Below are 13,806 nucleotides of genomic sequence, written 5' to 3'. Positions count from 1 at the left end.
ATTTTTTGTTACTGTTGGCATTAAGTCAGTTAGTTAAAAGGGAGAGAAAAACTCTCCCCTCAATAGATTTATGACGAATTAGTGTAGAGCTTTATTCACCTTCTCATAAAGATCTTTCGATAAGTCTGGTAATTTTTGTAATGTAACAAGAGCCTGCTTCATTAAATCTTGCCTTGCTCGGTCAAATTTCGCAAATTGGATCAACGGCGTGATCATACGAGATGCCACTTGCGGATTGGATTTATTTAGCTTGATCAGAATCTGGGTTAAATACGCGTAGCCAGAACCGTCTTTACGATGGAATTGATAAGTATTTCCTGAAGCAAATGCACCAATTAGCGAACGCACGCGATTGGGATTACTAAAGCTAAAGCTACTGTGGTGAGTGAGATGTTTTATCGAATCAATCACATCATCTGTATTTGATAAAGCCTGTAATGTAAACCATTTATCCATCACTAATGGTGTGGTGTGCCAAGTGGTTTCAAAATCAGATAACAATGTGTCAAGGCAATCGAACTGTCCTGTCGTTGCAGCTTTAAGGGCGGCTAGGCTGTCGGTCATATTGTTGGAGGCGTTAAACTGTTCAATAACCAGTGTTTCATATTCTTGAGACACCGCGGACAGTAAGCATAAAGCAACGTTCTTAAAAGCACGCGCGGATGGGTTATCTATAACAGATAATTCACGGTATCGTGCAAGTAATTCATCCTGTGTTGCACTCGCAATTTCTTCGACAACAAATTCACGTGCCATTTGCAAACCATCTAGATCGACCGATGATACTTGTTCAATTAAAGCCGAAGCCGCTGGAAAATTTAAAATCTCAGACACTAAAGCTTGATCTAAACCTGCATCAAGAATGACACCTCTGAATGCTTCAATCACTCGCGAGTCAACCGACATTACTTCTTTCGCTGAAAGTTGAGCGACATTCTCCCACACTGACTGACTGAACAATTGCACAGACGCTTCCCAACGAGCAACTTCACTGCTTGCAAAACGCATAGTATGAACCAGCTGATCAAAACCGAATTCATATTGAAGTTTAACTGGCGCAGAGAAATCTTGCAGTAATGATGCAACAGGTTTGGCTTTGAATCCGTCAAACGTAAATTGCTGTGTGGCTTTTTTTACGTGTAGTACCTGATTAATGACTGAATCACCATCAACATTTAATAACTCGAGGCTAAAAGGAATATGCAGTGTTTGTCCTTTAACGCCTTGGCTCTCAACGGATTGCTTTATCGTCAAGGTATATTGCCCTGACTCTGCATTAAACTCATCTTCAACAATCACTAAGGGCGTGCCTGCTTGAGAATACCAACGACGGAACTGTTGTAAGTCTTTACCACTCGCCTCTTCCATTGCATTAACAAAATCATCGCAGGTTACGGCTTGTCCATCATGGCGTTCAAAGTAACACTTCATGCCAGCCTGGAAAGCCGTTTCGCCTAAAATGGTATGCAGCATTCTTATGACTTCAGCACCCTTGTTATATACTGTCACAGTATAAAAATTATTCATCTCAATAACTGATTCCGGACGAATTGGATGCGACATTGGACCAGAATCTTCCGCAAACTGTTGGTTTTTCATCACTTTAATGGCATGAATACGATTCACCGCTCGCGAACCTAAATCAGAGCTGAATTCTTGGTCTCGGAAAACGGTTAGCCCTTCTTTTAAACTAAGTTGAAACCAGTCTCTGCAGGTAACACGGTTACCTGTCCAGTTATGAAAATATTCATGACCTACTACAGATTCGATACCATGGTAATCCTCATCTGTTGCGCTGGCTTTATCCGCTAAAACATATTTGGTATTGAAAACGTTTAAGCCTTTATTTTCCATCGCTCCCATATTGAAAAAATCAACAGCAACAATCATATAAATATCAAGATCGTATTCTAGACCGAAGCGTTCTTCATCCCATTTCATCGACTTTTTAAGCGAAACCATTGCATGATCGGCTTTATGTAAATTGCCTTTATCCACGAATACCTGCAAGGTGACATTGCGGCCTGACATAGTGATGAAATGATCTTCCAGTAAATCAAAATCTCCTGCCACTAAAGCGAATAAATAACATGGTTTTGGAAATGGATCCGCCCAACGAACAAAGTGACGTCCAGAGCGAGGCATCTCTCCCTGCTCTATTAAATTTCCGTTACTTAACAAAAAGGGAAACTCAGCTTTATCCGCTTCAATTCTTACCGAATAGGTAGCTAATACATCAGGACGGTCTAAAAAGTATGTGATTCGTCTAAACCCCTCAGCTTCACATTGAGTACAATATGCGCCATCCGACATGTACAAACCTTCTAGACTGGTATTTGCCTCAGGGTTGAGTGCGGTGATGATTTCTAATTCAAACTCAGACTCATTGGTTTTAATGATCAATTGGCTATCAGTTTGACGATATTCACAGCCTTTACCATTCAATTTTACAGAAACTAAATTAAGCTGCTCCCCATCCAGAATCAGCTCTAATGGCTGCGCATTGCGTCGAATTACCTTGCTTAAAGCAACAACCTTGGTATTTTCACCATCTAAAATGACATTTAAATCAATATGATTAATTGTAAACGTTGGTGCAGTGTAGTCTTTTAAATGTTTGACTTGAGCTTCAGACATTATCATCCCTTTAAAATTTATTTTTTATAACAAAAAACGCGCTAATGCGCGTTTTTAATTGATTATGCTTAACTATTGAATAGGCGCTTTGGCTAGCTTTTCTGCATCAACCATATCCAACATGATAAGTGCTGTTTCATCTAAGAACGGATCCGGAATTTTTGCATCCTTATCATCTTCAATATCATCTAATGACTTAACCACTGCAAGCCCATCAGCCACGCGACGTTCATTTGTTCTATCAAGTGCTCGTTTGTCGTCATCTTCACGAGATTTAATACGTTCACTTTCGACTAGTGAGATAGTCTTATCATCATGGTGCTTTTTAAATTCAGCGATATCTTCATTAATATAACCAAATTCAACATCATTACTAATACGTTGATGATGCTTAGTCGTGAGCTGAGTGACTAACTCAGGTCTAATATTGCCTAAAGTACTGTACTGCGCAACAGGCACTTTATCCCAAGGTAACGCATTTTTTTCTTCAGACTCACCATACTCACCAGGCTCGAGTGCACTTGGGTAAAGAATATCTGGGGTGACGCCTTTAAGCTGCGTACTGCCGCCGTTGATTCGATAAAACTTTGCAATCGTATATTGAACATGGCCGATAGGTTTCTCATACATGTCATAGATTCGCCCTAAGCTCTTATGTTGTTGTACTGTTCCCTTACCAAAGGTCGGTTCACCTACAATCAAGGCTCGTTCGTAATCCTGAAGTGCTGCAGCAAAAATTTCGGAAGCAGAAGCACTGTAACGATCAACCATCACGGTTAACGGACCATCGTAAGCACTCTTACCATCATTATCTCTGTTCTGGTTCACTCTACCGTTTGCATCACGGATTTGAACAACAGGTCCCATGTCGATAAATAAACCCGTAAGCAATGTTGCTTCAGTTAATGCACCGCCACCATTGCCACGTAAATCGATTATTACGCCTTCAACCTGTTGCTCTTTCAATTTGGTCAGTTCTTTGGCGACATCTTCAGAAAGGTTCATATAAAAACCTGGGATCTGAATAACCCCCACTTTGCGGTTGGCAAATTCACCTTCTTTAGGCTCAACCACTTTAGATGTTGCTGCGCGATCTTCTAAACGGATTTTATCTCGAACGATTGTGACATTAAAAGGTTGGGCATTAGCGCCACCTTTTTTAGGCAAAATTTGCAGTACAACTTCACTGCCCTTGGGCCCTTTAATCAGTTCAACAACATCATCTAATCGCCAGCCAATTACATCAACGATTTCTTTACCTTTTTGACCCACTCCGACAATTTTATCATCGGGAGACAATTTTTCACTTAAAGCGGCAGGCCCGCCAGCAACCAAACTTTTAATGACGGTATAATCGTCATCCATTTGCAATACGGCACCAATACCTTCAAGGCTGAGGTTCATCTCCATTTGGAAACGTTCCGCATTACGTGGCGATAAATAACTAGTGTGAGGCTCAACCGTTCTAGCAAACGAATTCATCACGGTTTGGAAGACATCTTCGCTATGGGTTTGGCTTAAACGTTTGATTGCGTTGTTGTATCTTTTACTAAGAATATCAACAATTTCATCCCACTTTTTACCGGTAAGCTTAAGGTTTAGCGCATCGTATTTTACACGTTGACGCCATAGCTCATTTAGCTCTGCATCATCTTTTGGCCAAGCGGCCTCTTTACGATCAAATTCGTAAGCGTCGCCTTGTTGGCTAAAATCAAACTCGTTTTCTAGTAGCGTTAACGCGTAAGCAAATCGCTCATAACGACGCGCCTGCAAAACATCAAACATTTCGTAAGCAGGAGCAATATCACCCGTTTTGACCATATCATCAAACTGGTATTTGTATTTATCAAAACCATTGATATCTGCTTGTGTTAGCACATTACGGCGATAATCCAGTTGCTCTAAGAAACGAGCATAGATTTGCTCAGAAAAAGCGTCATCTAAATCAAAACGATGGTAATGAGCACGGGTAAATAAGTTAGTGACTCGTTTACTAGCGACTTGATGTTGAGGTTCTTGGGCTAGTTTAGGTAACTCGCTGATTTGAATCGTTGGTGAAATTGCCCATGCAGAGAAACCTGCTAATGCACAAGCAATTGAAGCGGCCAATGTGAGTTTTCGCATCAACAAGTTACTCCTTTAATGTTTATAATAGTATGTGATCAACACGTACTTTGATGCTCAAACCAGAATCTAACTGGACATGTACATCTTCTTTTTTGATGTCGGTAATCGTGCCTGCCACTGGCGATGCACCTAATTTAACGTTTACACGTTGATTAGTTGATAAATCTGCCATTTTTGCTGGAACTAAATTGACCACTGGCGCAGCAACTACAGCTACTGCAGGCTTATCTTTCTTAACTGCTGGGCGAGGCTTAGCAGCCATTTTCTTAACGGGTTTTTTAGCAGTCTTTGGCGCTTGCGCTTGACGCTTTGCTTTGGCTTTATCTTGGCTTTCTTTCAACGTGGATTGAGCATGGTCAATATGCTCTTGCTCTAACTCACCACAATCGTTGCCATCTAAATCGACACGTTGCACGCCAGCTTTAACACCTTTGAGGTATCTCCAGCTGCTAGTGTAACGACGTAAAGCTACACGAAGTTGTGTTTTACTGACTTTAGAATCATCAGCTAACCGTTCAGCCAAGTCTTGAAATAAACCAATTTTTAATGGCTTTGTGTCGCCTTCCGCGATGAAACATGCAGGAAAGGTTTCATATAAATACGCTAAAATTGCGTTGGTGTCGGTCAACTTGTCTGTTGATTCCATTTTTACTTCCACGTTAAATAAGGGGACTAAAGATGGCAAAAAGTTATTTAGCCAATAGTCGTTCATCATTTGCTAAGTATTTCAGTATTTCTGACACTTAACCTATAAATTAGCACTAACAACTGTATTGCTAAAGCCTTGGAAACAAAGCTTAACAAATTTGCAGCGGTTTAGACTAGTCTCTCTTTGGGGCTATTGTAAAAAATAGCACACCTTGGTGCAGGCTATTATAAAGCTCGCTGCGGCGATTGCGACAATCATTTGCCTCATATTGCTGGGATTTTAACCAAATAAGCAATTTTCAAACTGTTTTACTAACATTTCAATGCCAACTTGATCATCTTCATCGAAACGATTGAGTAATGGACTGTCAATATCGAGTACCGCTATTACCTGACCATGCTGCCTAACAGGTACAACTATTTCGGAATTACTCGCAGCATCACATGCAATATGTCCTTCAAATTGATGCACATCTGCCACTCTTTGCGTTTTATTAGATGCAGCTGCAGTGCCACAAACCCCTTTACCAAATTCTATTCTGGTGCAAGCAACTTTACCTTGAAATGGCCCGAGAACTAACACGCCATTTTTAACAACATAAAAACCCGCCCAATTTAAATCCGGTAAATTATCGTTAATCAATGCAGAAAAATTGGCCATTGCTGCAATTAAATCATCTTCATCTGCCAGTAAGGCTTCTGCTTGACGAATAAGTGTGTCATAAAACGCTGCTTTCATTTGTATTCCTTTAACCTAAACCGACGTCATCTACTAATCTGCACAGACTACCAGTAGTTGTAACTTAAGAAAATTAATCTTGTTTAATCGTTTTCTTTTTAGGTTTTGGCTCAGCTGCGGCTTTTGTTTTGACGACACCTTTCAGTAAATTACTTAACTCATCTTTGTTATTGGCAAGGTAAAATGCTAATTGTTCGCAAGTGTTTTCATCTAAATTTACATCAGAAGCTGACAGGAAAGGCACTAAACTGTCTACTACATCAAGCATTTTATCGTAGGCATCAGCTTCTTTCTTCGATGTAAATGTCATCTTCTCAACCCCTTCTCTTACCACGACAAACTGGGTAATTACTGCCATGAACGCATCTCCACTGTTTTTATATACAGTAAAAGATTGACATAGTTAAAGGGGCAGATGCAATAGAAAATTGACTTGTTTTCACTTTTGTTTCGATATTATTAATATAAATTGCTATTTTCGTATAATATAAAGCACTTATTGATGATGGATAGCCTTAATAAAAACGATAATGTCTGAACCCAAATCATTTAAAGCAGCAATACTTTGTCGCTCCTGTGACTTTGTTATTAGAAAGCGCGCGTTGCCTTCTAATGTCAGAGCACTGTGCCCTCGATGTGATACAGCCTTGTATGACACACCTTATTGTTCCTTAAACGGGTTGCTTGCATTATGCATTACCGCGCTGATTGTTTTTTTTCCTGCTAATCTTTTGCCGGTGCTTGAAATCAATTTTCTTGGCAGCGTGCGGACAACCACGGTTTACCAAACAGCGGTTGAAGTTTGGGGACAAGGTTATTGGGTCGTAGGCTTGGCCGTGCTCGCTTCTGCGGTGATTGCTCCAGCACTATTAATATTGTCAGTTTTAATGCAAGTCTTAATCATTAAATTGAATTTAACGACCCTTTTTTGGCAAAATTTTTATCGTCGTTTGCTTAAAAATCATGGTTTGTTGTCACAAATGACCATGTTAGAAATTTATGTGATCAGCTTTCTTGTTTCCGCATTTCAATTATCAGACTTTTCTGATGTCTATTTTGGTATGGGCACATTAAGTTTTACCTTACTTTTTTTAGCGATCCTTTTTTTACAGCGAGAATACAACCTCGAGCATATGTGGAGTTATGTCCATGTTGAAAAATGATACTTTACCCTCTGATCCAGATACTCAGCATCCCATGGCCATTGATGAAAACCTGAATGACACTCCGCAGGGGCTCAAAATGGGACTGTGCCTTTGTGCGACCTGTAAAAAAGTTAATGCGCTAACAGAGCAAAACTGTAGCCGCTGCCAATCGCCATTAAGTGCGCGTAATTATGCAAGTGTTCAACAGAGCTGGGCCTTACTGGTAACGGCGACAATTTTATTGATATTGGCAAATATTTATCCCATCACGTTATTAACCAATCGAGGTGTGGTTACCAATGACACTATCTTTAGTGGAATATCACATTTGGTTAAATCAGGTATGTTCCCAATTGCCATCATCGTATTTACCGCCAGTATTCTTGTTCCTTGGCTAAAAATATTTGGTCTTGGACTCTATTTATGTGCGATCAGTTTTAATATCCCAATCTCAAAACGCAAAATGATGGTCGGCTTTCACATTATTGAGTGGATTGGCCGCTGGTCAATGTTAGATTTATTTGTTATCTCTTTGACCGTAGCATTAGTTAATATGGGGCAATTGTTAGACGCAAAGCCTGCACCAGCAGCAACGGCATTTGCATTAGTTATTTTACTCACTCAACTCGCAGCAAAAGTGTTAGACACACGCTTACTATGGGACCGTTTGGAAACGCATAATGACACAAATTGAATCACCAAAAGTTGTAAAGAAAAAACTTTTCTCGCCCATATGGTTATTGCCGATTGTCGCGTTAATGCTCGGTGCTTGGTTAGGCATAAAAAGCATTAAAGAATCTGGTGTAGAAATCACTATTCATTTTCCTAGTGCTACCGGTATTGATGTGGGTAAAACCTTAGTAAAATATCAGGGTCTAACGGTAGGTAAAGTCACTGATGTGAGCCTTGATAAAGATTTGAATGGCGTAAATGTTAAAGTCGTGATGGATTATCGCGCAGATCCGTTTTTAAATGACAACACCCAATTCTGGCTGGTCAAACCCAAAGCCAGCATTACAGGCGTTGAAGGCTTAGAAACGCTTTTTTCAGGTAATTATATCGCCATACAACCAGGTGATGGCAAATCACGTTCTCATTTTGAAGCCCAAAGAGAAGCGCCTGCAATCACTCCTGGCAGCGAAGGCATTGTAATAGAGTTACACGCAGAAAAATTAGGCTCAATTGACGTAGGCTCATCGATTTTTTATCGTCAGATCCCCGTGGGAAGTGTTGTAGGTTATCGCCTATCTGGCAGTGAAAATGTCATCATCAGTGCCTTTATTCAAGAACAATACGCCCACCTTGTTCATACTGACTCGCATTTTTGGAATGCATCAGGATTAAAAATTGATGCTTCTTTAGCGGGGGTAAAAATCAATAGCGAGAGTCTGGCATCCATTCTGGCTGGCGGGATCAGTTTTAATACTGGGACAGAGATTGAGCAGGCCGAAAACGGTGATGTATTCACATTATATGCTGATGAAGAACAAGCAAATGGTGGTTTAGTTTTTAATTTACATCTCGATCAAGCAGAAGATATTAATATTAACGCTAGTGTGATTTATCGCGGTGTCGTGGTCGGTAAAGTCGAAAAAGTATCTTTAACCGATTCAGGTGTATCGTTACAGGTATCGCTTGAAAAACAATATCGTTCGTTACTGACTTCAGATAGTCGTTTTTGGATTTCTGGTGCTGACATATCACTGTCTGGCATGAAACATTTATCACGCTTAGTCACGGGGAATGTAATCAATATACTTCCAGGAACGGCTTCCGATGAATTGCCGACAAGCTTCTTATTAGAACAGACACCACCCGATTTGTTCACTCAACAAAAACTGTCTTTAACCTTATTATCTGACTCACACACAGGTATGTCTATTGGCGCTCAAGTGAGATACAAGCAGTTACCAATAGGTACAGTTATATCAAGTCAATTGACGGATGATTTTTCAGCGGTGCAATATCAAGTAGAGATTTTTCCTGAATTTAAATCGCTTGTCACTGAAGGAAGTTATTTCATCAGTGAGAAAGCGATTAAATTAGATGCCTCTCTTGACAATATTAAGTTTGAAACCCGTGATGTCACCACGCTACTTGAAGGGGCGGTATCATTAGTACCGAATCAGTCGAAAAAATTAGCCAAATCAGGCAGTCAATTTAAAATTTATGACAGTATTGAATCCGCACAGAAACTTTTTACCGAACAGCAAAAAATTAAATTGGTGTTGAACAGCCTTGATGGTGCAAGCCTGAGTGAAGGTGCCCCCATTTACTATAAGAAAATGCAAATTGGCCAAATTACAAAAATAGAGTGGCAAGCCACAACAGATCTATTTTCGCTCAATTTAGCAATCGATAAACAATTCGAGCAGTTACTCCAAGCTAACACCGTTTTTTGGCGTAATGAAGCCATGTCAGTTAACGCCAGTTTAGCCGGGGTTAAAATTGATGTTGCGCCGCTTGCAGGTGCCATTAAAGGCAGTATCTCGTTAGGATTTATCGATGACGAAATTTTCAAATCGGTCAATATTGACAGTTTATCCTCTCAAGCGGGTATCACCATTAATGATCAGCTTTATGATAACCAGCATCTAGCCTTAACTCAGGCTAAACCGATTACCATCACTCTACCTGCAAGTGCCAAGATTGAAGCTAATTCCCCTATTCGTTTTAGAGGCCACAAAATAGGTGAAGTAAAACAAGTTAAGCTGGCAAAAGATTTGTCAAAACAAATTGCCAGTGCCTATTTATATGGTGAATATGCTACACATTTTAGTAAACAAAATACCGAGTACTTTGTCGTTGACGCGCAAGTCTCTTTAGCGGGCATTAGAGATGTAGATACTCTAATTACTGGCGCTTACATTGGGGTATTACCCGGAGATAGCGAATCAATGACACACCAGTTTGAGGCGAAACTAGCCGCGCGTTATGATGCTAACACGCCTAAAGATGCACTCACTTTTACCTTAATTGACAAACAATTAGGGTCAATAAAAGTGGGTACACCTATCTTTTTTAGAGGGATTGCAATTGGTCAAATTGATGGATATAACCTATCCCAAACAGGCCAACAGGTATTAATGTTTGCACATATACGCTCTGAATATACGCATTTAGTCAATACCAGTAGCCAATTCTGGGATGCATCTGGGATTAAACTTGAAGTAGGTATATTCTCAGGTGCACAAATTGAAACAGGCTCGTTAGAAACCTTGTTATCGGGTGGTATATCTGTAATAACAAAAGACATCACAACCAATATCAATGGCATAAGCCCATCAAGCGAGTTTAAGTTACAAAACCGTATGAAACCCGAATGGGAAGAATGGCAACCCGCTCAACCATAATTAGTGCTTAGGTTGACTATAAAAAGCGAAGTAATCATATTACTTCGCTTTTTTATATGCTGTTTAACTTTCAATCAGACCTTATTTGGGGTACCTCAGTTAATAGAAGCCGGATGATTCAGTAATAAGCATTGCACTCTTTGTTAAGCATATTTTACTTGAGCTGATTTTCACAATGATTAAAATTAACTTAAATTGGATAGACCAGATCTGCCAACTTTACTGATATACTCGTAAGAAAATTACAATAAGCACGTCATTTTATCGTGCTATTGCCATGTGAGTGACTATGAAACTGCTTAAACCGCTTTTCGATAATAATCGTCGTTGGGCACAACGCATAAATCAAGAAGACCCATCATTTTTTGAAAAACTCGCAAAACAACAAAATCCTGAATACCTTTGGATTGGTTGCTCAGATAGCCGCGTTCCGTCCAATCAAATTATCGATTTGATGCCTGGTGAAGTTTTCGTACACCGTAATATTGCCAATATGGTCATCCACACTGATTTAAATTGCTTATCCGTATTGCAATATGCCATTGATGTTTTGAATGTAAAACATATCATGGTCGTCGGTCATTATGGCTGCGGTGGTGTAAAAGCGGCAATGAAGAATCAACGTCTGGGATTAATTGATAATTGGTTAGGACATTTGCGAGACATTTACCGTATGCATCAGGCTGAGTTAGCCGAGTTAGATGAGAAAACTAAATTTAATCGTTTATGTGAATTAAACGTTATTGAGCAGGTAGCTAACGTCACCTCTTCGCCCATATTGCAAGAAGCTTGGGAAAGAGGCCAGAATGTTTCAGTTCATGGCTGGATTTACGGAATCGATAACGGCCTGTTAACTGATTTAGATGTGACAATAGATCGCGAAACGGCAATGAACACCGCGAAATAACCTTATCAATATCTCCATCAGCATAAAGCCCTATCAATTTAGGGCTTTGATTTATCTCATGCCATATTGTTCTATTGCATTATAAATCGACAATTGACCACTTACCTGTATAATTCGCGCCCTAAATACTCTTTCATATCAGTTTTATTCTCACAATGCTAAACCTAGCCGCTTGTCGATAAATATTCTGTACCACTCATTTGGAAACTTGCTTTGATTTCTACCGCAAATATTACTATGCAATTTGGTCCTGAACCATTGTTTGAAAACATCTCTGCTCAGTTCGGACATGGCAATCGTTATGGCTTAATCGGCGCTAATGGATGTGGTAAATCTACCTTCATGAAAATCCTTAGCGGCGAGCTTGCCCCAACCTCGGGTAATGTTTCCATTTCACCAGGGTTAAAAGTCGGCACGCTAAGCCAAGACCAATTTGCATTCGAACAATATAGCGTCGTAGATGCGGTGATCATGGGTGATGTTAAGCTTTGGAAAGTAAAGCAGGAGCGCGATTTCATCTACAACAAAGCAGAAATGACCGATGAGGACGGCATGCGTGTAGGCGATCTTGAAAGCCAATTTGCTGAAATGGATGGATACACAGCAGAAAGCCGTGCCGGTGAAATTTTATTAGAAGCTGGTATCGAGGAGTCTTTTCACTTTGGGTTAATGCAGCAGGTAGCGCCCGGCTGGAAATTACGTGTGTTGCTCGCACAAGCTCTATTTGCTAACCCTGATATATTGCTATTGGATGAACCTACCAACAACTTAGACATCCATACCATAAGCTGGTTAGGCACAGAGCTCAATAAACGTAAATGCACCATGATTATTATTTCACATGACCGTCACTTCTTAAACTCAGTTTGTACGCACATGGCGGATATTGATTATGGCGAACTGCGGATTTACCCAGGTAACTATGAATATTTCCTTGCCCAATCCAGCTTACTGCGCGAGCAATTGCTTGCAGGAAATGCGAAAAAAAGTGCTGAAATAGAAGAACTACAAGACTTTGTTAATCGTTTTGGTGCCAATGCTTCAAAAGCTAAACAAGCCAGCTCACGCGCCAAAAAGATGGATAAAATTAAATTAGATGAGGTGAAATCATCAAGCCGGATCACCCCGTCTATTCGCTTTACTGAAAGTAAAAAACTACACCGTCAAGCACTTGTTTTAGAGGAATTAGGCCATGGTTTTGACGAAGTGTTATTCGAACATGGTAACCTCATTCTCGAAGCCGGTTCAAAGCTCGCAATTATTGGTGAAAATGGCGTAGGTAAAACCACCCTGCTTCGTTGCTTAGTTAATGAAATATCCCATAATCATGGCCGCATTAAGTGGTCTGAAAATGCCGCGATTGGTTATTGCCCACAAGACAGCAGCGCCGATTTCGACAATGACATGAGTCTCTTTGATTGGATGTCATTATGGCGCACACCCAAGCATAACGATTTAATGGTTCGCGGTATGTTAGGCCGTTTGTTATTTACCGAAGACGATGCCAACAAAAAAGTCCGCAACTGCTCTGGTGGTGAAAAGAACCGCCTGTTATTCGGTAAACTCATGATGATGGATATCAACGTGCTAGTCATGGATGAGCCAACAAACCATATGGATATGGAAGCGATTGAGGCGCTCAACCAAGCCCTAAAACTGTTTGAAGGCACTTTGATATTTGTCAGCCACGATAGAGAATTTGTCTCTTCGCTAGCGACACGCATCATTGACGTCAAAGATAAAAAATTGATCAATTTTCAGGGTACATTTGACGAATACCTTGCTAGCCAAAATCCGCTGACAAGTTAAGTCGTCATTTTACTGATAGTCAGTAAAATATTTAACACAATAACAGGCCTGCAACATTAATTGTTTCAGGCCTGTTTATATTTGTCTTAACATTAATCACATTAGTCGCCATTGAAAGACAAACTATTAATGATATCGCTTGTGAAAATGAGCAATGGCTGACGTTGAGCCAAATCAAATTTGAGCCATAAAAAAGCCCAGATAATGTCGAGGCTATTTTATCCATCACTTGCAAGCAAGTTTAATAATGGTACCCGAGGCCAGACTTGAACTGGCACGCCTGCTTTTATCAAGAGTGCGAGGGATTTTGTATCGTTAAATTGCGGACATAAAAAAGCCCCAACTAAGTTGAGGCTTATTTATCCATCACTTGCAAGCAAGTTTAATAATGGTACCCGAGGCCAGACTTGAACTGGCACGCCTGCTTTTATTAAGAGTGCG

Annotated in this window: 10 protein-coding genes; 5 read left to right on the top strand and 5 right to left on the bottom strand. The window is 40.2% G+C overall.

Features of this window, described 5'->3' with window-relative positions; genetic code table 11:
* Nucleotides 1-78: 78 nt before the first annotated feature.
* The 5 genes from pepN to OHT75_RS05925 form a co-directional block, all read right to left on the bottom strand.
* Complete coding sequence (gene pepN / locus OHT75_RS05945) at nucleotides 79-2,637, bottom strand: aminopeptidase N (RefSeq protein WP_264725566.1); 2,559 nt, start codon at nucleotides 2,635-2,637, stop codon at nucleotides 79-81.
* Between the two features lie 72 nt (nucleotides 2,638-2,709).
* Entirely contained in the window at nucleotides 2,710-4,761 is a 2,052-nt protein-coding gene (prc, locus tag OHT75_RS05940; protein ID WP_264725565.1) for a carboxy terminal-processing peptidase, read from the bottom strand.
* Nucleotides 4,762-4,783: 22 nt separating this feature from the next.
* Nucleotides 4,784-5,410 carry an RNA chaperone ProQ gene (gene proQ, locus OHT75_RS05935; protein ID WP_264725564.1) on the bottom strand — a complete coding sequence of 209 codons (627 nt, stop codon included), beginning with the start codon at nucleotides 5,408-5,410 and terminating at the stop codon, nucleotides 4,784-4,786.
* 282 nt (nucleotides 5,411-5,692) lie between these two features.
* Complete coding sequence (locus OHT75_RS05930; RefSeq protein ID WP_264725563.1) at nucleotides 5,693-6,151, bottom strand: GAF domain-containing protein; 459 nt, start codon at nucleotides 6,149-6,151, stop codon at nucleotides 5,693-5,695.
* 73 nt (nucleotides 6,152-6,224) lie between these two features.
* The gene (locus OHT75_RS05925) at nucleotides 6,225-6,509 is read right to left on the bottom strand and encodes a YebG family protein (RefSeq protein WP_264725562.1); all 285 of its coding nucleotides are present in this window, start codon (nucleotides 6,507-6,509) and stop codon (nucleotides 6,225-6,227) included.
* Between the two features lie 172 nt (nucleotides 6,510-6,681).
* Between OHT75_RS05925 and OHT75_RS05920 the strand changes: the two genes are divergently transcribed.
* The 5 genes from OHT75_RS05920 to OHT75_RS05900 all read left to right on the top strand — a co-directional run bounded on the left by OHT75_RS05920 (nucleotide 6,682) and on the right by OHT75_RS05900 (nucleotide 13,365).
* The gene (locus tag OHT75_RS05920; protein ID WP_264725561.1) at nucleotides 6,682-7,314 is read left to right on the top strand and encodes a paraquat-inducible protein A; all 633 of its coding nucleotides are present in this window, start codon (nucleotides 6,682-6,684) and stop codon (nucleotides 7,312-7,314) included.
* A gap of 34 nt (nucleotides 7,315-7,348) precedes the next feature.
* Nucleotides 7,349-7,990: a paraquat-inducible protein A gene (locus tag OHT75_RS05915; protein WP_264725604.1), complete on the top strand. Its 642-nt coding sequence runs from the start codon at nucleotides 7,349-7,351 to the stop codon at nucleotides 7,988-7,990.
* Nucleotides 7,977-10,649: an MlaD family protein gene (locus OHT75_RS05910; RefSeq protein ID WP_264725559.1), complete on the top strand. Its 2,673-nt coding sequence runs from the start codon at nucleotides 7,977-7,979 to the stop codon at nucleotides 10,647-10,649. The genes OHT75_RS05915 and OHT75_RS05910 overlap by 14 nt, the downstream gene beginning before the upstream one ends.
* Before the next feature lie 289 nt (nucleotides 10,650-10,938).
* Nucleotides 10,939-11,556, top strand: a complete 618-nt coding sequence (can, locus tag OHT75_RS05905; RefSeq protein WP_264725558.1) for a carbonate dehydratase — start codon at nucleotides 10,939-10,941, stop codon at nucleotides 11,554-11,556.
* A gap of 213 nt (nucleotides 11,557-11,769) precedes the next feature.
* Nucleotides 11,770-13,365, top strand: a complete 1,596-nt coding sequence (locus tag OHT75_RS05900) for an ABC-F family ATPase (protein ID WP_264725557.1) — start codon at nucleotides 11,770-11,772, stop codon at nucleotides 13,363-13,365.
* Nucleotides 13,366-13,806: the final 441 nt, after the last annotated feature.

The organism is Shewanella subflava (assembly GCF_025971955.1).
Classification (GTDB): domain Bacteria; phylum Pseudomonadota; class Gammaproteobacteria; order Enterobacterales; family Shewanellaceae; genus Shewanella; species Shewanella subflava.
The sequence above is the reverse complement of the archived record's forward strand: the minus strand, read 5'-3'. Positions and strand labels throughout refer to the sequence as shown.